At 58.0% G+C, this 21,141-nt stretch carries 18 protein-coding genes; 3 read left to right on the plus strand and 15 right to left on the minus strand.

Annotated features, from left to right (window positions below):
* Positions 1–133 precede the first annotated feature (133 nt).
* A complete protein-coding gene (locus tag ABLX76_RS22500) occupies positions 134–595 on the minus strand; it encodes a GNAT family N-acetyltransferase (protein WP_080901565.1) in 462 nt (153 codons plus the stop codon).
* Positions 596–652: 57 nt separating this feature from the next.
* Here ABLX76_RS22500 and rnz point away from each other — a divergent pair, with 57 nt between their 5' ends.
* Positions 653–1,573 (plus strand): ribonuclease Z, encoded by a 921-nt coding sequence (gene rnz, locus ABLX76_RS22505; RefSeq protein ID WP_087849538.1) that lies wholly within the window; start codon positions 653–655, stop codon positions 1,571–1,573.
* Between the two features lie 56 nt (positions 1,574–1,629).
* Here the strand turns inward: rnz and nuoN are convergent, their stop codons facing one another.
* From nuoN to ABLX76_RS22575, 14 genes are all read right to left on the minus strand, one after another.
* Complete coding sequence (gene nuoN, locus ABLX76_RS22510; RefSeq protein ID WP_004201737.1) at positions 1,630–3,087, minus strand: NADH-quinone oxidoreductase subunit NuoN; 1,458 nt, start codon at positions 3,085–3,087, stop codon at positions 1,630–1,632.
* Between the two features lie 6 nt (positions 3,088–3,093).
* Positions 3,094–4,623, minus strand: coding sequence for an NADH-quinone oxidoreductase subunit M (nuoM, locus tag ABLX76_RS22515; protein WP_048297929.1), 1,530 nt, complete (start codon positions 4,621–4,623; stop codon positions 3,094–3,096).
* 298 nt (positions 4,624–4,921) lie between these two features.
* The gene (nuoL, locus tag ABLX76_RS22520) at positions 4,922–6,763 is read right to left on the minus strand and encodes an NADH-quinone oxidoreductase subunit L (RefSeq protein WP_032453592.1); all 1,842 of its coding nucleotides are present in this window, start codon (positions 6,761–6,763) and stop codon (positions 4,922–4,924) included.
* Positions 6,760–7,062: an NADH-quinone oxidoreductase subunit NuoK gene (nuoK, locus tag ABLX76_RS22525; protein WP_004865088.1), complete on the minus strand. Its 303-nt coding sequence runs from the start codon at positions 7,060–7,062 to the stop codon at positions 6,760–6,762. Before nuoK ends, nuoL begins: the two co-directional genes overlap by 4 nt.
* Positions 7,059–7,613, minus strand: coding sequence for an NADH-quinone oxidoreductase subunit J (gene nuoJ, locus ABLX76_RS22530; RefSeq protein ID WP_004201743.1), 555 nt, complete (start codon positions 7,611–7,613; stop codon positions 7,059–7,061). Before nuoJ ends, nuoK begins: the two co-directional genes overlap by 4 nt.
* A 10-nt stretch (positions 7,614–7,623) precedes the next feature.
* Positions 7,624–8,166 (minus strand): NADH-quinone oxidoreductase subunit NuoI, encoded by a 543-nt coding sequence (nuoI, locus tag ABLX76_RS22535; protein WP_002913152.1) that lies wholly within the window; start codon positions 8,164–8,166, stop codon positions 7,624–7,626.
* A 14-nt stretch (positions 8,167–8,180) separates the two neighbouring features.
* The gene (nuoH, locus tag ABLX76_RS22540; protein ID WP_023290510.1) at positions 8,181–9,158 is read right to left on the minus strand and encodes an NADH-quinone oxidoreductase subunit NuoH; all 978 of its coding nucleotides are present in this window, start codon (positions 9,156–9,158) and stop codon (positions 8,181–8,183) included.
* Positions 9,155–11,881 (minus strand): NADH-quinone oxidoreductase subunit NuoG, encoded by a 2,727-nt coding sequence (nuoG, locus tag ABLX76_RS22545; RefSeq protein ID WP_348875330.1) that lies wholly within the window; start codon positions 11,879–11,881, stop codon positions 9,155–9,157. Before nuoG ends, nuoH begins: the two co-directional genes overlap by 4 nt.
* A gap of 33 nt (positions 11,882–11,914) precedes the next feature.
* Positions 11,915–13,252: an NADH-quinone oxidoreductase subunit NuoF gene (gene nuoF, locus ABLX76_RS22550; protein ID WP_002913158.1), complete on the minus strand. Its 1,338-nt coding sequence runs from the start codon at positions 13,250–13,252 to the stop codon at positions 11,915–11,917.
* Entirely contained in the window at positions 13,249–13,749 is a 501-nt protein-coding gene (nuoE, locus tag ABLX76_RS22555) for an NADH-quinone oxidoreductase subunit NuoE (RefSeq protein WP_002913160.1), read from the minus strand. The genes nuoF and nuoE overlap by 4 nt, the downstream gene beginning before the upstream one ends.
* Positions 13,750–13,751: 2 nt before the next feature.
* A complete protein-coding gene (gene nuoC, locus ABLX76_RS22560; protein WP_025711579.1) occupies positions 13,752–15,560 on the minus strand; it encodes an NADH-quinone oxidoreductase subunit C/D in 1,809 nt (602 codons plus the stop codon).
* Positions 15,561–15,647: 87 nt separating this feature from the next.
* Positions 15,648–16,322 (minus strand): NADH-quinone oxidoreductase subunit NuoB, encoded by a 675-nt coding sequence (nuoB, locus tag ABLX76_RS22565; protein ID WP_002913178.1) that lies wholly within the window; start codon positions 16,320–16,322, stop codon positions 15,648–15,650.
* A gap of 15 nt (positions 16,323–16,337) precedes the next feature.
* Positions 16,338–16,784 carry an NADH-quinone oxidoreductase subunit NuoA gene (gene nuoA / locus ABLX76_RS22570; protein ID WP_002913181.1) on the minus strand — a complete coding sequence of 149 codons (447 nt, stop codon included), beginning with the start codon at positions 16,782–16,784 and terminating at the stop codon, positions 16,338–16,340.
* A gap of 650 nt (positions 16,785–17,434) precedes the next feature.
* Complete coding sequence (locus ABLX76_RS22575; protein WP_262962596.1) at positions 17,435–18,361, minus strand: LysR family transcriptional regulator; 927 nt, start codon at positions 18,359–18,361, stop codon at positions 17,435–17,437.
* Between the two features lie 877 nt (positions 18,362–19,238).
* Here ABLX76_RS22575 and alaA point away from each other — a divergent pair.
* Positions 19,239–20,456: an alanine transaminase AlaA gene (gene alaA / locus ABLX76_RS22580; RefSeq protein ID WP_004201748.1), complete on the plus strand. Its 1,218-nt coding sequence runs from the start codon at positions 19,239–19,241 to the stop codon at positions 20,454–20,456.
* Positions 20,457–20,537: 81 nt separating this feature from the next.
* Positions 20,538–21,137: a 5'-deoxynucleotidase gene (gene yfbR, locus ABLX76_RS22585; protein ID WP_002913188.1), complete on the plus strand. Its 600-nt coding sequence runs from the start codon at positions 20,538–20,540 to the stop codon at positions 21,135–21,137.
* The last annotated feature ends 4 nt before the right edge of the window (positions 21,138–21,141 follow it).

A 21,141-nucleotide genomic window follows, 5' to 3' on the forward strand; every position in this document is an offset into this window, starting at 1 on the left:
AAACCTCCACGGTAGTAAAACCCCACATTATAAGGGGTTCAACGGCGGAATAGCAGTACCCATGACGAGGGAGCGGGTTTTAACTCACCCGCTCGCCGGCCCGGAACAAGGTTGGAACGCGAATGTTCAGGGGTCAGCCAGCGCGGCTTTCCCGCGCCATGCCGATGTGCGGAATGCCATCCTCATCATAGACCTCAGTCACCGGCGTAAAACCGAAGTGGGCGTAAAAGGCTTGCAGATGCGCCTGCGCCCCGAGGTAAATCGCCTTTTGCGGCCAGTGCCGCTGACAGCTGGCCAGCGCCTGCGCCATCAGTTGATGGCCGAGCTTTTCGCCGCGCGCGGCGGGGCTGACGATAACCCGGCCAATCACCACCGGATCGTACATCTCTTCGCTTTTAAGGATCCGCGCATAGGCCACCAGTTCGCCATCGCGCCAGCCGAGCAGATGGCGATTTTCCCCGGCCAAATCATCGCCGTCGACATCCTGATAGGCGCACTGCTGCTCCACGACAAAGACTTCGCTGCGCAGCTTCAGCAGCGCATACAGCTGGGGAACGGTCAGTTCACTATGATGGAGATCCTGCCAGGTCATCATCTGCTGCTCCTTATTGATATACTGATACTTTGCGACTCGCCCTGAGGACACTGGACGATGGAATTAACTTTTTTGGGGACATCCGCCGGGGTGCCGACCCGCACGCGTAATATGACGTCGATAATACTCAATTTGCAACAGCCAACCCGCGCCGAAATGTGGTTGTTTGACTGCGGCGAAGGGACCCAGCATCAATTTCTGCATACGCCCCATCATCCTGGCAAACTGAATAAGATCTTTATTACCCATCTGCACGGCGACCATCTGTTCGGCCTGCCCGGCCTGCTGTGCAGCCGCTCGATGCAGGGGAATTCGCTGCCGCTGACGGTCTACGGACCAAAAGGAATAAAGGAATTCATTGACACCGCGCTGCGCCTCAGCGGTTCGTGGACCGATTATCCCCTGACCATCGTCGAAGTCGGCCCCGGTCTGGTGTTCGACGAAGAGGGCTATCGGGTCACCGCGTTCCCGCTCAGCCATCCGGTGGAGTGCTACGGGTATCGCATTGAGCAGCATGACAAGCCCGGCGCCCTCGACGCCGCCCAGCTGATTGCCGACGGCGTGCCCCCCGGACCGCTGTTTCACCGGCTTAAGCGCGGTGAACAGGTCACGCTGGCGGATGGCCGGACGATCGACGGCAGCCGCTACCTGGGACCCGCTACGCCGGGTAAAACGCTGGCCATCTTCGGCGATACCGCCCCCTGCCCGCAGGCGCTGGAAATGGCGCGCGGGGCGAATGTGATGGTGCACGAAACCACGCTGGAGCAGGCGATGGCGGAGAAAGCCAATAGCCGCGGCCACTCTTCCAGTCAGCAGACCGCAGCGCTTGCCAAAGAAGCGGGGGTCGGCACGCTAATCGCCACCCACTTTAGCTCACGCTACGATGCCGAAGGCTGCCTGCGGATGCTGGCGGAATGCCGGGAGATTTTCCCGGACACCCTGCTGGCGGAAGACTTTATGGTCTACAGGGTGGCGTAACATTCCGGGCATAAAAAAACCGCCATTCCGGCGGTTTTTTTATTGAGGCAATCAACTTACATCAGCGGCGTCGCCAGCTGCACGATGCTAATCAACGGCTGCGGCCAGATACCGAGCACCAGCACCAGCAGGGCAGAGATCAGCACCACGATACCGCCCGCGCTGTACTGCCAGTTCGACGGCGCATCACGGTTCAGCTGCTCCGGCGCGCTCAGGTACAAACTCACCGCCACGCGCAGGTAGTAGTAGAGACCGATCGCCGAGCCGACAACCACCGCGGCAACCAGCCACCACAGATGGGCGTGAACACCGACGGCCAGCACGTAGAACTTACCGATAAAGCCGAGCGTCATTGGGATACCGGCCAGGGAGAGCATCATCACCGTCATCACCGCCGACAGGATCGGACGGTGCCAGAACAGACCGCGGTAGGAGAACAGCGAGTCCGCGTCCGGGCCACGGTATGGGCTGGACATCAGGCTGACCACGCCGAACGCGCCGAGGCTGCTGAACAGGTAGCCGGCCAGGTAGACGCCAACGGCTTCCATCGACATTTCGCCGCTTTGCAGGGCGATCAGCGCCACCAGCAGATAGCCGAGGTGGGAGATAGAAGAGTAACCGAGCAGACGTTTGATATTGGTCTGGCTCAGCGCCATCAGGTTACCGAAGATGATAGAGGCGAAGGCGATCAGCCCCAACACCACGCGCACCGCTTCGCTGTTGCCCACCGGCATGTACAGGAACAGACGCATCACCACGCCGAAGATAGCAATCTTGCTGGCGGTCGCCAGGAAGGTGGAGACCGGCGCAGGCGCCCCCTGGTAAACGTCCGGCGTCCACAGGTGGAACGGCACCAGCGACAGCTTAAAGCCAAGACCGACGATCATCAGGCCGAGCCCCGCCAGCAGCAGCGGCTCGTGCAGGGTGTTGTCCGCCAGGCTCTTGCCCAGCGCAAGGAAGGACAGGTTGCCGGAGTTCGCATACACCAGCGCCATACCGAACAGCAGGAAAGAGGAGGCTGCCGCGGAGAGGATGGTGTATTTGATGCTCGCTTCCAGCGAACGCTTCTGGCGGAAGGCGTAGCCGACCAGGCCGAACAGCGGCAAGGAGATTAACTCGATGCCGAGGAACAGCGCCGCCAGATGATTCGCACCGGCCAGCAGAATGCCGCCCAGGGCGGCAATCAACACCAGCAGGTAGAACTCTTCTTTGTTGTCCTTGTAACCCTCAAGCCACGGGTAGGCGAAAGTACAGGTCGCGAGGCTCGCCAGCAGCACCAGCCCGGTATAGAGCATGGCGTAGCCGTCAACGCGGATCAGCGGCGTGACGTCCATCGCCCCGTTCTGGCCGACGAACCAGAGCGAGACCAGCGCGGCGTTAAGTCCGAGAACCGACAGCGTGGCATTGAGAAAATGATTGCGTCGCCACGCAATGGAGAGCATCACAACCACCACCGTCAAGCCGACGATCAGCAGCGGTAGCAGTGCGATCAGTTGTTGTGGAGTTATTGTCATGGCGAATTACGGCCTTGTAGTAGAAACAGAATTAACAAACCACTGCTGAATGTTGCTCATCGCAGCATGCGAGGTGTCGAGGATCGGCTGCGGGAAGAAGCCCAACAGCACCAGCAGCACCACCAGCAGCAGGATGATAGACAGTTCACGCAGGGACATCCCCGGCAGCGCTTTCGCCGCGATTTCGCTTTTCGCTTTACCGAAATAAGCGCGATGCAGCATCGACAGCGAGTAAACGGACGCGAATACCAGACCAAAGGTCGAGATCACGGTGATCACCGGCACCACTTTATAGCTGCCGAACAGGATCATAAATTCGCCGACGAAGTTACCCGTGCCCGGCATCCCCAGGGTGGCGACGGCGAAGAACATCGACATCGCCGGCAGCCATTTGATTTTGCTCCACAGACCGCCCATCTGACGCATGTCACGGGTATGCAGACGTTCGTACAGCTGGCCGCAGAGAATAAACAGACCCGCCGCGGAGAGACCGTGAGCAATCATCTGGATCACCGCCCCCTGATACGCCAGCTGGCTGCCGGTGTAGATAGCAATCAGCACGAAGCCCATGTGGGACACGGAGGTGTAGGCGATAAGACGTTTGATATCCGTCTGCGCAAAGGCCATCCACGCGCCGTAGAAGATCCCGATCACGCCCAGCCACATCGCGATGGGCGCAAACTCGGCGGAGGCGTTCGGGAACAGCGGCAGCGCAAAGCGCAGCAGACCGTAGGCCGCGGTTTTCAGCAGGATCCCCGCGAGGTCGACGGAACCGGCGGTCGGCGCCTGGGAGTGGGCGTCCGGCAGCCAGCCGTGCAGCGGCACCACCGGCATTTTCACCGCGAAGGCGATGAAGAAGCCGAGCATCAGCAGGTATTCCACGCCGTGGGACATCGGGGTTTTCAACAGCTCTTCATAGTTGAAAGTCCACACACCGGTGGCGTTGAAGTGGACGAATGCCAGCGCCAGAATGGCGATCAGCATCACCAGGCCGCTCGCCTGGGTGTAGATGAAGAACTTGGTGGCCGCCGTGATACGCGTTTTACCGTCAGAGGCTTTGTGGCCCCACAGCGCGATCAGGAAGTACATCGGCACCAACATCATTTCCCAGAAGAAGAAGAACAGGAACATGTCGATGGCGAGGAACACGCCGATGACGCCGCCCAGGATCCACATCAGGTTGAGGTGGAAGAATCCCTGGTATTTTTCGATTTCGCGCCAGGAACAGAGCACCGCCAGCACGCCGAGCAGGCCGGTCAGCACCACCATCAGCAGCGACAGGCCGTCGATCGCCAGATGAATGCTAATGCCGAAGCGTGGGATCCACGGCAGCACGAACTCAGACTGCCACTGCGGAATACCCGCGGATTGCGTCAGAGAATAGCCGCCCTGCATCCAAAGCTGCAGGCCAAGCGCCAGCGTCAGTCCCATAGTAATCAGCGCGATCCAGCGCGGCACTTTCACGCCAAAGCGTTCGGTCTGCCAGCACAGGAAGCCGCCGATAAAGGGGATTAATATCAACCAAGGCAATAACATGGTGATTTTTATTCCTTATTTAAGTCCGGTTCAGGCTATCTTACTCGTCATAGCGAACTCCGGCTGTGCTCACAATCCTCACGTACTTTAATACGCTCCGGTTGCTTCGCGCAGGCGGCGTCCACGTTGACTTCGCCGATAATGCCTGTCCTTTACGACCTGATTTTCAACGAATTCTCACAGAAAATTCACTTCGGTTTGAGGCTTGTTTTGTCGGGTGGCGCTAACGCTTACCCGACCTACGGTCCCGTAGGCCCGGCAAGCAGCGCGCCGCCGGGCAACACAATGGTTCTCAAACTCAACGCAATACCATCAGCAGCGCCAGCACCACCACCGCGCCGATGCTCATTGACGCCACATACCAGCGCAGATAGCCGTTCTCGCTCACCAGCAGGCCTTTACCTGCGAAGCGGGAGAGGATCGCCGGGATGTTCATCAATGCGTTCAGCGGATCGCTCTTCAGCAGCCAGGCAATGCCGAGGAATGGCTTAACGAAGACTTTGTCGTATAACCAGTCGAAGCCCCAGGCATGGAACCACCAGGTACCGAAGAAGCGGCCAGGCGCGCTGTTGGCGATAGAGGTCACCAGGGTGCGTTTGCCCAGCCACAGCCATGCGGCGATCAGGATGCCGGCAATGGCGATGATCCCGGAGGCAATCTCCAGCGTCATCACGTTGCCGTGCGCCAGTTCAGTGGTCTGCGGCAGGACGCCTTCCAGCGGCGGCACGATCAGCGCGCCAACGAAGGTGGACAGCACCAGCAGCACAATCAGCGGCAGATGATGGGTGATCCCCTTCCCTGCGTGCGCGTGAATTTGCTCTTTACCGTGGAACACGATGAAAATCATGCGGAAGGTGTACAGCGAGGTCATAAAGGCGCCGACCAGGCCCGCCACCATCAGGTTGATATGGCCGTTGGCCATCGCCCCCGCCAGAATCTCATCCTTACTGAAGAAGCCTGCGGTAATGAGCGGCAGAGCGGACAGCGCCGCGCCCCCCACCAGGAAGCAGACGTACACCAGCGGAATAGATTTGCGCAGGCCGCCCATCTTGAAGATGTTCTGTTCGTGATGGCAGGCGAGAATCACCGAACCCGACGACAGGAACAGCAGCGCTTTAAAGAACGCGTGGGTCATCAGATGGAAAATCGCCGCATCCCATGCCTGCACGCCCAGCGCGAGGAACATGTAGCCAATCTGGCTCATGGTGGAGTAAGCGAGAACGCGTTTGATGTCGGTCTGCACCAGCGCGGCGAAGCCCGCCAGCACCAGTGTTACCGCCCCGACGATCCCGACCAGATGCAGCACTTCCGGCGTCATCAGGAACAGACCGTGGGTACGGGCGATCAGGTAGACGCCCGCGGTAACCATGGTGGCGGCGTGGATCAGCGCGGAGACTGGCGTCGGACCCGCCATCGCATCGGCAAGCCACGTTTGCAGCGGCAGCTGGGCGGATTTACCGACCGCGCCGCCGAGCAGCATCAGCGTCGCCCACTGCAGCGTGGTGCTGCCGTTAGCGAAGTGCTGCGGCGCCAGCTCAACCATTTCGCGGAAGTTGAGGGTACCCAGTTCGTTATAAAGAATGAACAGCGCGAAGGCGAGGAACACGTCGCCGACGCGGGTCACCACAAACGCTTTCATCGCTGCGGCGCCGTTCTTCGGATCGGTGTAGTAGAAACCGATCAGCAGGTAAGAGCAGAGACCCACCCCTTCCCAACCCAGGTACATCAGCAGCAGGTTATCGGCCAGTACCAGAACCACCATGCTGGCGATAAACAGGTTGGTGTAGGCGAAGAAGCGGGAATAGCCCTCTTCACCGCGCATATACCAGGAGGCGAACATATGGATCAGGAAGCCGACGCCGGTCACCACGGAGAGCATGGTCAGCGACAGGCCGTCCAGCACCAGGTTGAAGCCGATGTTGAAATCCCCAACCGACATCCAGGTCCACAGCGGCACGCTGACCGCCTGTTTGCCGTTAGCGAAAAAGTCAACGCCGACGTAGGCGGTGACCAGCGCCGCCAGGCCTACCGAGCCCATGCCAACGGTGGCGGAAAGGTTTTCCGACCAGCGCCCGCGGGAAAAGGCCAGCAGCACAAAGCCAATCAATGGCAAAAGAATGGTTAAGGCAAGCATGTTCATCCACGCAACTCACTTACTGAATCGATGTTCAGGTTCTGGCGGCGACGATGGAGCTGCAGCAGCAGCGCCAGACCGATACTCGCTTCCGCAGCCGCGAGGCTGATAGCGAGGATATACATAATCTGACCATCAGTCTGGCCCCAGTAGCTGCCCGCCACCACAAAGGCCAGCGCGGCGGCGTTAATCATGATTTCCAGGCTGATCAACATAAACAGCAGATTGCGGCGGATCACCAGCCCCGTCAGACCAAGCACAAACAGGATGGCCGCGAGGATCAGTCCATGTGTTAAGGGGATCATGCGTGTTCCTCCGTTTTTCTTTTGTCGCTGTCGTTCACGCGGTTGCTCAGCACCTCGCCGGCGCGCTCTTCGCGGCCGATATGGAAAGCGACCACCAGGCCCGCCAGCAGCAGCATGGAGGCCAGCTCCACCGCCAGGACGTACGGCCCAAACAGCGCAATACCCACTTCTTTGGCGTTGATCGCCGCGCCGTCGATACCCTGGTCGTTAATCCCCAGGATGGCGTAAACGATAACCACCAGCAGCACTGCGGAAAGGATGGCCGGGCCAATCCAGATCCCCGGCTGCAGCCATTTGCGTTCCTGTTCGATTTCGCTGCCGCCCAGGTTGAGCATCATCACCACGAAGACGAACAGCACCATAATGGCCCCGGCGTAGACGATAATCTCCAGCGCCCCGGCGAAGTAAGCGCCCAGCGAGAAGAACACCCCGGCAATCGCTAACAGCGAAATGATCAGGTACAGCAGCGCATGCACCGGATTGGTGTGGGTGACGACCCGCAAGGTTGCGAGGATGGCGATCAGGCCACAGATATAAAAAGCGAATTCCATTGCCCTCTCCTTACGGTAACAGGCTCTTGACGTCGATCGGCTTAGCTTCGTTTTCCGCTTCGCCCTTATCTTTGCCGTCGATTGCCATACCCGCCATCCGGTAGAAGTTATATTCCGGGTATTTGCCCGGACCGGAAATCAGCAGATCCTCTTTTTCGTACACCAGATCCTGACGCTTGTATTCACCCAGCTCAAAGTCCGGGGTCAACTGGATCGCCGTGGTCGGGCACGCTTCTTCGCACAGACCGCAGAAGATGCAGCGTGAGAAGTTGATACGGAAGAACTCAGGGTACCAGCGGCCGTCTACCGTCTCTGCTTTCTGCAGCGAAATACAGCCCACCGGGCAGGCTACCGCACACAGGTTACAGGCGACGCAGCGCTCTGCACCGTCCGGATCGCGCGTCAGCACGATCCTGCCGCGATAGCGCGGCGGCAGATAGACCGGCTCTTCCGGATACATCCGGGTTTCACGTTTGGCGAAGGCATGCAGGCCAATCATCCAGATACTACGGACCTGGGTGCCGAACCCCACCAATAATTCTTTTAAGGTCATGTTCAATTCACCCCTTATTGCGCCTGCCAGAGAATGACAGCCGCCGTTACCAACAAGTTGACCAGCGTTAACGGCAGGCATACCTTCCAGCCAAAGGACATTACCTGGTCATAGCGCGGACGCGGTAATGATGCGCGGATCAAAATGAACATCATCATGAAGAACGCGGTTTTCAGCGCGAACCAGATGAAAGGAGGTAACCACGGGCCATTCCAGCCGCCGAAGAACAGCGTGACGATCAGCGCTGAAACGGTGACGATACCGATGTATTCACCGACGAAGAACAGACCGAACTTCATGCCGGAATATTCAATGTGGTAACCATCGGCCAGCTCCTGCTCCGCTTCCGGCTGGTCGAACGGGTGACGGTGACACACCGCCACGCCGGCGATGGCGAACGTCACGAAGCCGAAGAACTGCGGAATAACGTTCCACAGATGCGCCTGGTTGTTGACGATATCGGTCATGTTGAATGACCCCGCCTGCGCCACCACGCCCATCAGGGAGAGGCCGAGGAACACTTCGTAGCTCAGGGTCTGCGCGGAAGCACGCATCGCCCCCAGCAGGGAGTATTTGTTGTTGCTCGACCAACCGGCGAACAGCACCGCGTATACCGCCAGGCCTGCCATCATCAGGAAGAACAGGATCCCGATGTTCAGATCGGCCACCACCCACGTCGGGCTGACCGGCACAATGGCGAAGGCCAGCAGCAGCGAAGTAAAGGCGATCACCGGCGCCAGAGTAAAGATCACGCGATCCGAGAAGCGCGGAACCCAGTCCTCTTTAAAGAACATTTTGATCATGTCGGCGACCAGCTGCAGCGAACCGCCCCAGCCCACCCGGTTTGGCCCGTAGCGGTTCTGGAACAGACCGAGCAGACGACGCTCGCCGAAGCTCATGAACGCGCCGCAGGTGACCACCACCAGCAGAATGACCACGGCCTTCAGGATGCTTAACAGAATGTCGATAAGATCCGGCGTTAACCAGCTCATGCTTTCGCCTCCTGCAGTGAATCAATACGCGATCCGGTCAGTACCGGCGCAATGCCCGGCATGCCCATCGGTAAGCCAACCTGTCCTGCGGTCAGACCTTCAGAGATAACCAGCGGCAGATGCAGGGTCTGGCCTTCCACGCTAAAGGAGAGCATCGCCCCGGCGTTGACGCCAAGCTTCGCGGCATCCGCCGGGTTCAGCTTGATGTACGGCTCAGGCATCCGGCTCTGGAACACCGGCGCGCGCTGTGACAGCTCATCGCTGCCAAACAGGTGGTAGTACGGCGCGATACGCCATTTCCCGTCTTCCGCCTGGAAGCTGGCCGGCACCGCCGTGAAGTATTCCAGCCCGCTGGCGGACGCTTCAAACAGACGGACGCCCGGATCGCCGTGGCGCAGTTTCCCGCCCACTTCATCCTGGAACTTGTTCCATGCCTGCGGGGAGTTCCAGCCCGGCGCCCAGGCGAACGGGATCTGCGAACGCGGGGCGGACGGCTGGTTGTTCCCTTCCATGGAGAAGGCGAACATGGTGTCTTTATCCTGCGGCTGACGCGGTTCGTGGACGCTGATGTTGGCGCGCATCGCTGTGCGGCCGCTGTAGCGGTGCGGTTCACGCGCCAGCTTCTGACCGCGAATGCGGAAGGTCGCATCCGGCGCGGCGTCTTTAATGCCCGCCAGCTGCGGCAGTGCGGCAATCGCGGCATCGATGACGTGGTCCAGCTGCGTCCAGTCAACCTGACGGTTGTTAACGGTGCTGTGCAGGGAATGCAGCCAGCGCCAGCTTTCCAGCATGACGGTTTTCGCGTCGTAGTAGGCCGGGTCGTAGACCTGGAAGAAGCGCTGAGCGCGGCCTTCGTTGTTGACCACGGTACCGTCGCTTTCCGCAAAGCTTGCCGCGGAGAGCACCAGGTGCGCTTTGTCCATAATCGCCGTGCGCTGATGGTCAACCACCATCACCAGCGGCGCTTTGGAGAGCGCTGCGTCGACGCGGGCGGCGGAAGCATGACGGTGAAGGTCGTTTTCCAGCACGATAACCGCGTCTGCGGCGCCGCTTTCCAGTTCGTCCAGCGCCTCTTCAAGCGAGCCGCCGCCGATCATACCCAGACCGACGCTGTTCACCGCGCGGGCAACCATCGTCACGCCGACGTCGGCGCCGCGGCCTTTCAGGGCTTTCGCCACGTTAGCGGCGGCCTGGATGATCTCCATGCTGCCGGCGTTGGTTCCGGAAATAATCAGTGGTTTTTTCGCCCCGGCCAGCGCCTGGACGATGACATCGACTTTCCCCTGCAGTTCGCGGCTCAGGCCGTCAACCGCCGGCGCGCTGTCGTCCAGCGCATGGGCGATGGCGAAGCCGAGACGCGCCTGATCTTCCACCGGCGCGCGGTAGGTCCACGCGGCGATGTCATCCAGGCGGGTGTCATCGATGTTGGTGACGAATAGCGGGTGTTTGGCGCGCTGGCCGATGTTGAGGATCGCGGCGATCTGCCAGTCGGCCACTTTCTGCGCCGCCGCCATTTCGCGTGCTTTCCCTTTCACCGCCTGACGCACCGCCAGCGCGACGCGCGCGCCGGTCTGGGTAATGTCTTCCCCCAGCACCAGTACCGCGTCGTAGGATTCGATATCGCGCAGGCTTGGGGTGTGGATCCCACCTTCGCGCAGCACTTTCAGCATCATCTGCAGGCGCGCTTGTTCGCCTTTGGCGATGCCGGTATAGAAGTTGTCGGCGCCCACCAGCTCGCGCAGCGCGAAGTTGCTTTCAATGCTGGCGCGCGGGGAGCCGATGCCGATCACTTTCTTCGACTGGCGCAGAATATCCGCCGCGCCCTGCATCGCCTGCTCGGCGTTGAGGGTAATCAGATCGTCGCCGCGGCGCTGAACCGGCTGACGCGGACGGTCTTTCAGGTTCACGTAGCCATAGCCGAAACGACCGCGGTCGCAGAGGAAGTAGCGGTTAACGGTCCCGTTATAACGGTTTTCGATACGACGCAGTTCGCCATAGCGTTCGCCCGGACTGATGTTACAGCCGATGGAACACTGCTGGCAGATGCTCGGCGCAAACTGCATGTCCCATTTACGGTTATAGCGCTCGGAGTGGGTTTTATCGGTGAAGACGCCGGTCGGGCAGACTTCCACCAGGTTGCCGGAGAATTCACTCTCCAGGGTGCCATCTTCCGGGCGGCCGAAGTAGACGTTGTCGTGGGCGCCATAGACGCCCAGATCGGTGCCGTCGGCATAATCTTTGTAGTAGCGCACGCAGCGGTAGCAGGCGATGCAGCGGTTCATTTCGTGAGAAATAAACGGCCCCAGATCCTGATTGCGGTGGGTACGCTTGGTAAAACGATAGCGGCGGAAGCTATGGCCGGTCATCACCGTCATATCCTGCAGGTGGCAGTTGCCGCCCTCTTCGCAGACCGGGCAGTCGTGCGGGTGGTTGGTCATCAGCCACTCCACCACGCTTTCGCGGAACTGCTTCGCTTCGCCATCGTCGATAGAAATAAAGGTGCCGTCGGATGCCGGAGTCATACAGGACATCACCAGGCGACCACGCGTGTCTTCCGCGTTCTGATATTGCTTCACCGCACACTGGCGGCAAGCACCGACGCTCCCTAGCGCCGGGTGCCAGCAAAAGTAGGGAATATCAAGCCCAAGAGAGAGACAAGCCTCCAGCAGGTTGTCCGCTCCGTTGACCTCGTATTCTTTGCCGTCTACATGAATCGTAGCCATTAGCGTGCTTCCAAAAATAAAAAAACCTTTAGATTACCAGCGCGTCTTAAGCAGGTTCGGCTGAATCCCGTTGATTGCATGGGTATTGCTGAACTGCTGCTTAATGCCAGCCTCGAATTCTTCGCGGAAATATTTAATCGCGCTCTGCAGCGGCTCAACCGCGCCCGGCGCGTGCGCGCAGAAGGTTTTACCCGGGCCCAGGAATCGACACAGTTGCTCAAGGGTTTCGATATCGCCAGGCTGGCCTTCGCCGCGCTCCAGGGCGCGCAGGATCTTCACGCTCCACGGCAGCCCATCGCGGCACGGCGTACACCAGCCGCAGGACTCGCGGGCGAAGAACTCTTCGAGGTTGCGCACCAGCGAGACCATGTTGATCTCGTGGTCAACGGCCATCGCCAGAGAGGTGCCCAGACGGCTGCCCGCTTTACCAATGCTTTCGAACTCCATCGGCAGATCGAGGTGCGCTTCGGTGAGGAAGTCGGTCCCTGCCCCACCCGGCTGCCAGGCTTTAAACTTCAGGCCATCGCGCATGCCGCCGGCGTAATCTTCCAGGATCTCGCGGGCAGTGGTGCCGAACGGCAGCTCCCAGACGCCCGGGTTCTTCACGCGGCCGGAGAAGCCCATCAGCTTGGTGCCGGCATCTTTACTGGTGGAGATGTTCTGGTACCACTCAACGCCGTTGGCCAAAATCGCCGGCACGTTGCACAGGGTTTCCACGTTGTTGACGCAGGTCGGCTTACCCCACACGCCGGAGCTCGCCGGGAACGGCGGCTTGGAGCGCGGGTTAGCGCGGCGACCTTCCAGGGAGTTAATCAGCGCCGTCTCTTCGCCGCAGATATAGCGCCCTGCCCCGGTGTGGACAAACAGCTCGAAGTCAAAACCGGTGCCGAGGATGTTTTTCCCCAGCAGGCCCGCCTCGGTGGCTTCGGCAATCGCGCGGCGCAGATGCTGGGCCGCTTCGATATACTCTCCGCGCAGGAAGATGTAGCCGCGGTAAGCCTTCAGCGCAAACGCGGAGATCAGCATGCCTTCCACCAGCAGGTGCGGCAGCTGCTCCATCAGCAGGCGGTCTTTATAGGTGCCCGGCTCCATTTCATCGGCGTTACACAGCAGGTAACGGATGTTCATGGATTCGTCTTTCGGCATCAGGCTCCACTTCAGACCGGTGGAGAAGCCCGCGCCGCCGCGCCCTTTCAGGCCAGCGTCTTTTACCGCCGTGACGATCTCATCCGGCGCCATGCCGGTCAGCGCTTTTCGCGCCCCTTCATAGCCATTTTTGCTGCGATACTCGTCCAGCCAGACCGGCTGCTTGTCGTCGCGCAGGCGCCAGGTGAGCGGATGCGTTTCCGCAGTACGAATTACGGTTTTCATTTGTACTGCTCCAGCAGGTCAGGAATTGCCTCCGGCGTCAGATGGCTGTGAGTGTCCTCATCAATCATCATGGTCGGTCCCTTGTCGCAGTTGCCCAGGCAGCAGGTCGGCAGCAGGGTAAAGCGGCCATCAAAGGTGGTCTGCCCTGGCTTGATGTTCAGCTTCTTCTCGATGGCGGCCTGAATTCCCTGATAGCCGGTAATGTGGCACACCACGCTGTCGCAGTAGCGGATCACGTGACGGCCAACCGGCTGGCGGAAAATCTGGCTGTAGAACGTCGCCACGCCTTCGACGTCGCTGGCCGGGATGCCCAGCACATCGGCAATGGCGTAGATCGCGCCATCCGGCACCCAGCCGCGCTGTTTCTGAACGATTTTCAGCGCTTCGATGGACGCCGCACGCGGGTCTTCGTAGTGGTGCTTCTCGTGCTCAATAGCCTCACGCTCTGCCGCACTCAGCTCAAAAGCCTCGGTTTGTGGTTGTTGATTCTCGTGCATAATTAGCGGTCCACGTCTGACATAACAAAATCGATACTACCCAGATAGACGATCAGGTCGGATACCAGGCTGCCGCGGATCGCCGACGGGATCTGCTGCAGGTGCGCAAAGCTCGGCGTGCGGACGCGGGTACGGTAGCTCATGGTGCTGCCGTCGCTGGTCAGGTAGTAACTGTTAATCCCCTTGGTCGCCTCAATCATCTGGAAGGATTCGTTGGCCGGCATGACCGGGCCCCACGATACCTGCAGGAAGTGGGTGATCAGGGTTTCGATATGCTGCAGCGTGCGCTCTTTCGGCGGCGGCGTGGTCAGCGGGTGATCCGCTTTGAACGGCCCTTCCGGCATATTGTCGAGGCACTGCTGAAGAATGCGCAGGCTCTGGCGCAGCTCTTCGACTTTCAGCATCACGCGGGTGTAGCAGTCAGAGACGCCGCCCCCGGTCGGGACTTCGAAGTCGAAGTTTTCATAGCCAGAATAAGGACGCCATTTACGCACGTCGAAGCCGATACCGGTGGCGCGCAGGCCTGCGCCGGTGGTGCCCCACTCCAGCGCCTCTTTAGCGGTATAGGCTGCCACGCCGACGGAACGGCCCTTCAGAATGGTGTTGCGCAGGGCGGCTTTTTCATAGGAGTCCAGACGCTTCGGCATCCACTCGAGGAACTCACGCAGCAGACGATCCCAGCCGCGCGGCAGATCGTGCGCGACGCCGCCGATGCGGAACCACGCCGGGTGCATACGGAAACCGGTGATCGCTTCCACCAGATCGTAGATTTTCTGCCGATCGGTAAAGGCGAAGAAGACCGGGGTCATCGCGCCGACGTCCTGAATAAAGGTAGAGATATACAGCAGGTGGCTGTTGATGCGGAACAGTTCGGAGAGCATTACGCGGATCACGTTGACGCGATCCGGCACGGTGATCCCGGCCAGTTTTTCCACGGCCAGCACGTACGGCATCTCGTTGACGCAGCCGCCAAGGTATTCGATACGGTCGGTGTACGGGATGTAGCTGTGCCAGGACTGGCGCTCGCCCATCTTCTCGGCGCCGCGGTGGTGGTAACCGATGTCCGGCACGCAGTCGACGATCTCTTCGCCATCCAGCTGCAGAATAATGCGGAACGCACCGTGCGCGGAGGGGTGGTTCGGACCGAGGTTGAGGAACATGAAGTCCTCGTTTTCGGTCCCGCGCTTCATGCCCCACTCTTCCGGTTTGAAAGTCAGCGCTTCCATCTCCAGATCCTGTTTGGCTTTGGTCAGCTCAAACGGATCGAATTCGGTGGCGCGCGCCGGGTAGTCTTTACGCAGCGGGTGGCCTTCCCAGGTCGGCGGCATCATGATGCGACGCAGGTTCGGGTGGCCATCGAAGGTAATACCAAACATTTCCCAGGTTTCACGCTCATACCAGTTGGCGTTGGGGAACAATTTGGTGAAGGTCGGCAGATGCAGATCGTTTTCAGACAGCGCCACCTTGAGCATGATGTCGCGGTTGCGGTCGATGGAAATCAGGTGATAGAAAACGGAAAAATCCGCGGCGGGCAGGCCATCGCGGTGCGTGCGCAGACGTTCGTCCATGCCGTGCAGGTCAAACAGCATCACGTAAGGCTTCGGCAATTTCTTCAGGAAATCACCCACCTCAAGCAGCTGCTCGCGCTTGACCCATACCACCGGTACGCCGGTACGGGTTGGCTGAACGGTAAAGGCATCCGGCCCAAAGCGGTTGCGCAGTTCGCCGATCACCGGGTCATCAAGGTGATCGCGGGTTTGCCAGGCTGGTGCGGCGTCATGCGCGGTTAAATCGGTCATATTGTTCACCATTGCAAAAGGTCCGTGGTGACTGCCGGGCGAGACTTCGCGCTGTTGTAGATTGATTTGCGAAGTGGTTCTCCCGCCCGCAGGCGCAAATTAAATCTCGTCCGGCGTCCGCAGATTGGTCACTGCAATACGTTCGCCGCGTTTACGCTCGCGTTCCGACTGCATATTGGCGCGATAGACGCCCTGATCGCCAACCACCCATGAGAGCGGACGACGTTCTTTACCAATGGACTCCTGCAGCAGCATCAGCGCCTGCATATAGGCCTCCGGACGCGGCGGGCAGCCCGGGATGTACACATCGACCGGAATAAACTTATCCACGCCCTGGACGACGGAATAGATGTCGTACATGCCGCCGGAGTTCGCGCAGGCGCCCATGGAGATCACCCACTTCGGCTCCAGCATCTGATCATAGAGACGCTGAATAACCGGCGCCATTTTGGTGAAGCAGGTTCCGGCGACCACCATCAGGTCCGCCTGACGCGGAGAGGCGCGCAGAACTTCGGCCCCAAAGCGCGCAACGTCATGCACCGCAGTGAATGACGTCACCATTTCCACATAACAGCAAGAAAGGCCGAAGTTATACGGCCAAATTGAGTTCTTACGGCCCCAGTTCACCATGTCATGCAGCGCGTGTTCGAGTTTCCCCATATACACGCTTTTGTTGACTTCCTGCTCCAGGGGGTCGGTAACGATCTCCTGTTTCTGCAGGGGGTAACGGTCGTTCTCACCGTTAGGATCTATGCGGGTGAGCGTATAATCCATCTTATTGCCTCGCTTTTACTGCATATGACGGTTAGTGGGACTGTCTGTTTCCGGGTTAACCAGCGTGCGACGGGAACGCGCAGGCGTCCAGTCCAGTGCGCCGATGCGAACGAGATAAACCAGACCAGCCAGTAGCACTAAAATGAAAATTGCGGCTTCCACAAAGCCGACCCAGCCGCTCTCGCGGATGGAGGTCGACCATGCGTAGAGATACAGGGCTTCCACGTCGAAGATCACGAAGAACATGGCAACCAGATAAAACTTCGCAGAAAGACGTAAGCGGGCCGAACCAACGGAGTCGATCCCCGATTCAAACGGCGTGTTTTTGCTACGCGCGCGCGCGCGACCGCCAAGGTACCAGCCGCCGACGAGCATCAGGCAGCACAGACCGATAGCGATGATGAGAAATATAGCGAATGCCCAGTGATGAGCGATGACTTCAGTGGATGTTGACATACGCATTGCTTAACCAAAAAAGTGTAGCGCCAAAACCCTCTGCTCTTACTGGCAGATGAACGCCACAGCGTTTCACGGGAGGAATAAAAAATAACCGTGCAAAAAAGCGTCCCTGGAAGATGTGAGAAGCCCAGATGCCGTGGCTTTTTACCCCTTTCTTTAACCTTTTGTCAACTTTAACAAAAGTTTTCATAACATTAATTTACATTGGAATCTTTTCATTAACATTAAATGCCCTTTTATGCGAAATAACCTTGCATACTGTTCGGTTTTAGTGTTGTTGAATCGTGTCCGTTTCCGTCGTAAATCAAAAATCCCTGCTATTTTGACAGGATTTAGCCTCGATTCCTCCCCCCAAAGAGGGGTATTTTCTTGATCTGCGACACGGTTTTGTTAATTACCCCAGGAAATCGGCAACAATCCATCCGGTTTTTTAACATTAGCAGGAAGTGTTGAAAGTGCAGGAAAAAGTCGGCAAGCTGAGCGTCCGGTCACGCCAATGTGCTGATTTTTCTGCAAAGAAATAAAAAAAAGATTCAAAACATCAATAAGAGTGCAAAAAAAAGAGCCACCAGACGAGAAACCCACCCCTGAGGCTCTTTTTGGACACTTACATTCTGTTACCAGTTTTTGTGATCTTTGTTAGCAAAATAACCTCACAAAATGAAGGTGCTTCCTCCCTCTTCCGGAGTAAGTGCCGGCCCCGCGCGCCAGGGATCGCTCTCCTGGCTCAGAGACTGAAAAATCGCCTGCGGTAGTTCGCTCACCGTCTGCGGATTGCAGCTGACGACGTACCGGGTATCCGGCAGGACCGGCAGGCCATCGCTAATGCCGGCCACGCGCAAATCCGGGCTCATCATTTCGACCGGACGCGCGGTGACCCCCAGCCCGGCTTTCACTGCCGCTTTCACCCCGGAGAGCGACGAGGCGCCGTGGGCCAGATGCCAGGAGACGCGGGCAGCCTCCAGCGCGGCGATGATGTCCTCACGGAACGGGCCAGGCTCTTCGAGCAGGATCAGGGGGATCGATTCCCCTTTCGCCAGCACGTAGTCCGCCGCACAGTACCATAGGGTAGGCGACGTTCTCAGCGTGAAAGCGGTAAAACCGGGAAGCTGATGGGTGGTTAATGCCAGATCGACCTCTCCCCCGCTCAGCATCGCCATGATGACGGCGTGGGGATGGACTTTAATCTCCAGCGTCATTCTGGGATAGAAGCAGCCGATGCGGTTTAACAGAAACGGCAGGATAGTATCAGCGGTTTCTTCCGACGCGCCGATGGTCAGTCCCCCCTGCAGACTGCCATACATCAGCGACAAGCAGGCTTCATCGTTAAAGCGCAGGATTTTGCGGGCATAGCCCAGCAGCTGGATGCCCTGCTCGGTCAGCAGTTTATTGCGTCCGTGACGAGCGAAAAGCTCCTTGCCAACCAGCTGCTCCAGGCGTTGCATTTGCTGGCTGACCGCGGACTGGGTACGGCACACTGCGGCGGCGGCGGCGGCGAAGGTGTTCAAATCAGCGACGGCTACAAAGGTGCGCAGCAGATCGAGATCGAGGTTGAGTATCGGACGTGTTGTATTAATCATCTTTCTTCACTTACAGGTGGCTAACGCTGACCTGCCTTGTTGATGCTTTACGCCAGGTTTCCGGCTATTCCCTGAGCCTTGTGCTCACCGTCAGATGGCGGATAAACAACTGGACGAACGTTATTACATGCCAAAGTACTCATCTGAGCAAATGCGCAGAACACCGGAGTAATATATTGTTCGTATTCCTCATTATTATTAATTACCACGGCCATCAAGGCGTCATACGTCGCCCCGGGAAATCGCACAGTGGTGGTGAGAAAGCCTCTCTTTCGCCGGACGTCTTTTTTGGCGAAAAACGAACAATAAAATTCTGTAATAACAATATATTAGATACCAATTCAGCCGTAAATCATACCGACTACCACTGATATTAACGGCGATATTCTAACCGATTCCCATCCTTTTTATAAGCCTTAATAAGGATTAACTGAGTTAATTTTAAATTTTTTTCAACATTTTATATAAATTAACAAACCTCAGATTATTACCTGTCAAAAATAATAATAATGCGCTTGCGCACAGTTTTTTATTAAAATTACTTAACATCAAGATTACAAATCAACCGCTATTACATTAAGGATAGCGTTTTTTTGCGGCCATCCATTCTTCAGCCCCTCCGTTTACCAGACAAACAAACCAGATAAATGATGGTAAAAAAGGCACTACCTCAACATAGACGACCGAAAAAATGCCATGAAAAGGCATAAACCACAGGAAAAATCAGCAAGCCGCAGATAAATCAATTACGCTTAAAATCCTGCGTTAGCAAAATCTTCTCCTGCAAAGCCTTCAAAACAGCGGGGAGGCGGAGTACATTGTTCCGTGCTGACTTCCACGGCAGGGAGTGGCGATAACAGCTAAAAGGTCAAGATTCATGTCCCCCATCGAAAAATCCAGCAAGTTAGAGAACGTCTGTTATGACATCCGCGGCCCGGTTCTGAAAGAAGCGAAACGTCTTGAAGAAGAAGGCAATAAGGTTCTGAAACTGAACATCGGCAACCCGGCGCCCTTCGGCTTCGAAGCCCCTGACGAGATCCTCGTCGACGTCATCCGCAATCTGCCTACCGCCCAGGGTTACTGCGATTCGAAAGGATTGTACTCGGCGCGTAAAGCCATCATGCAGCATTACCAGGCGCGGGGAATGCGCGATGTCACCGTGGAAGATATTTACATCGGCAACGGCGTGTCCGAACTGATTGTCCAGGCGATGCAGGCGCTGTTAAACAGCGGCGATGAGATGCTGGTTCCCGCCCCGGACTACCCGCTGTGGACGGCGGCGGTGTCCCTTTCCAGCGGTAAAGCGGTGCACTATCTGTGTGACGAATCCTCTGACTGGTTCCCGGATCTTGACGATATCCGCGCTAAAATTACGCCTCGCACCCGCGGGATCGTGATCATCAACCCCAACAACCCCACCGGCGCGGTTTATTCCAAAGAGCTGCTGCAGGAGATCGTGGAGATCGCCCGCCAGCACAACCTGATTATTTTCGCCGATGAGATCTACGACAAGATCCTCTACGATGAAGCCCAGCATCACTCGATCGCCGCTCTGGCGCCCGATCTGCTGACGGTGACCTTCAACGGACTGTCGAAAACTTACCGCGTCGCCGGCTTCCGTCAGGGCTGGATGGTGCTGAATGGCCCGAAAAAACATGCGAAAGGCTATATCGAAGGACTGGAAATGCTGGCGTCGATGCGTCTGTGCGCCAACGTGCCGGCCCAGCATGCTATCCAGACGGCGCTGGGCGGCTACCAGAGTATCAGCGAATTCATCATTCCCGGCGGGCGTCTGTATGAACAACGCAACCGCGCCTGGGAGTTGATCAACGATATTCCGGGCGTCTCCTGCATGAAGCCAAAAGGCGCGCTGTACATGTTCCCGAAAATCGACGCCAAACGCTTCAATATTCACGATGACCAGAAAATGGTGCTCGATTTCCTGCTGCAGGAGAAAGTGCTGCTGGTGCAGGGTACTGCCTTTAACTGGCCGTGGCCGGATCACGTACGCATTGTGACCCTGCCTCGCGAAGACGACCTGGAGATGGCGATCTCCCGCTTCGGCCGCTTCCTCTCCGGCTACCATCAGCTGTAATCGTGCCGCCGCCGGCATTTGCATCCGGCGGCGATCCCTGCGCACAATGGAACCCGATGTTGTCACTGATTAAGGGTTCCTATGAGTCAGAGTCATTTCTTTGCCCACCTCTCCCGTCTGAAACTGATTAACCGCTGGCCGCTAATGCGCAACGTGCGCACTGAAAATGTCTCCGAGCACAGCCTGCAGGTGGCGATGGTCGCCCACGCGCTGGCGGCGATCAAAAACCGCAAATTCGGCGGCCAGGTCAACGCCGAGCGTATCGCCTTGTTAGCGATGTACCATGACGCCTCGGAGGTCTTAACTGGCGATCTCCCTACTCCGGTGAAATATTTCAATTCGCAGATTGCCCAGGAATATAAGGCGATTGAGAAAATCGCCCAGCAGAAGCTGGTGGATATGGTGCCTGACGAGCTGCGCGATATTTTCGAACCGCTGATTGACGAGCATCACTACAGTGAGGAAGAGCAGTCGATCGTCAAACAGGCTGACGCCCTCTGCGCCTACCTGAAATGCCTCGAAGAGCTGTCGGCGGGCAACAACGAATTTCTGCTGGCCAAAGGCCGTCTGGAAAAAACGCTGGCGTCGCGGCGCAGCGCGGAGATGGATTACTTTATGCAGGTGTTTGTCCCGAGCTTCCAGCTGTCGCTGGATGAAATCAGCCAGGATTCGCCGCTGTAATTTT

Source organism: Klebsiella sp. JB_Kp004, from assembly GCF_040065795.1.
In the GTDB taxonomy this organism is placed as follows: domain Bacteria; phylum Pseudomonadota; class Gammaproteobacteria; order Enterobacterales; family Enterobacteriaceae; genus Klebsiella; species Klebsiella quasipneumoniae.

Excerpts from the sequence above, each read along its gene's own strand:
- nuoF (WP_002913158.1), bottom strand. The coding sequence starts at position 13,252 with ATGAAAACCGTAATTCGTACTGCGGAAACGCATCCGCTCACCTGGCGC.
- nuoG (WP_348875330.1), bottom strand. The coding sequence starts at position 11,881 with ATGGCTACGATTCATGTAGACGGCAAAGAATACGAGGTCAACGGAGCG.
- nuoL (WP_032453592.1), bottom strand. The coding sequence starts at position 6,763 with ATGAACATGCTTGCCTTAACCATTCTTTTGCCATTGATTGGCTTTGTG.
- nuoM (WP_048297929.1), bottom strand. The coding sequence starts at position 4,623 with ATGTTATTGCCTTGGTTGATATTAATCCCCTTTATCGGCGGCTTCCTG.
- alaA (WP_004201748.1), top strand. The coding sequence starts at position 19,239 with ATGTCCCCCATCGAAAAATCCAGCAAGTTAGAGAACGTCTGTTATGAC.
- nuoH (WP_023290510.1), bottom strand. The coding sequence starts at position 9,158 with ATGAGCTGGTTAACGCCGGATCTTATCGACATTCTGTTAAGCATCCTG.
- nuoJ (WP_004201743.1), bottom strand. The coding sequence starts at position 7,613 with ATGGAATTCGCTTTTTATATCTGTGGCCTGATCGCCATCCTCGCAACC.
- ABLX76_RS22500 (WP_080901565.1), bottom strand. The coding sequence starts at position 595 with ATGATGACCTGGCAGGATCTCCATCATAGTGAACTGACCGTTCCCCAG.
- nuoE (WP_002913160.1), bottom strand. The coding sequence starts at position 13,749 with ATGCACGAGAATCAACAACCACAAACCGAGGCTTTTGAGCTGAGTGCG.
- nuoK (WP_004865088.1), bottom strand. The coding sequence starts at position 7,062 with ATGATCCCCTTAACACATGGACTGATCCTCGCGGCCATCCTGTTTGTG.
- ABLX76_RS22575 (WP_262962596.1), bottom strand. The coding sequence starts at position 18,361 with ATGATTAATACAACACGTCCGATACTCAACCTCGATCTCGATCTGCTG.
- nuoN (WP_004201737.1), bottom strand. The coding sequence starts at position 3,087 with ATGACAATAACTCCACAACAACTGATCGCACTGCTACCGCTGCTGATC.
- rnz (WP_087849538.1), top strand. The coding sequence starts at position 653 with ATGGAATTAACTTTTTTGGGGACATCCGCCGGGGTGCCGACCCGCACG.
- nuoA (WP_002913181.1), bottom strand. The coding sequence starts at position 16,784 with ATGCGTATGTCAACATCCACTGAAGTCATCGCTCATCACTGGGCATTC.
- nuoC (WP_025711579.1), bottom strand. The coding sequence starts at position 15,560 with ATGGTGAACAATATGACCGATTTAACCGCGCATGACGCCGCACCAGCC.
- yfbR (WP_002913188.1), top strand. The coding sequence starts at position 20,538 with ATGAGTCAGAGTCATTTCTTTGCCCACCTCTCCCGTCTGAAACTGATT.
- nuoI (WP_002913152.1), bottom strand. The coding sequence starts at position 8,166 with ATGACCTTAAAAGAATTATTGGTGGGGTTCGGCACCCAGGTCCGTAGT.
- nuoB (WP_002913178.1), bottom strand. The coding sequence starts at position 16,322 with ATGGATTATACGCTCACCCGCATAGATCCTAACGGTGAGAACGACCGT.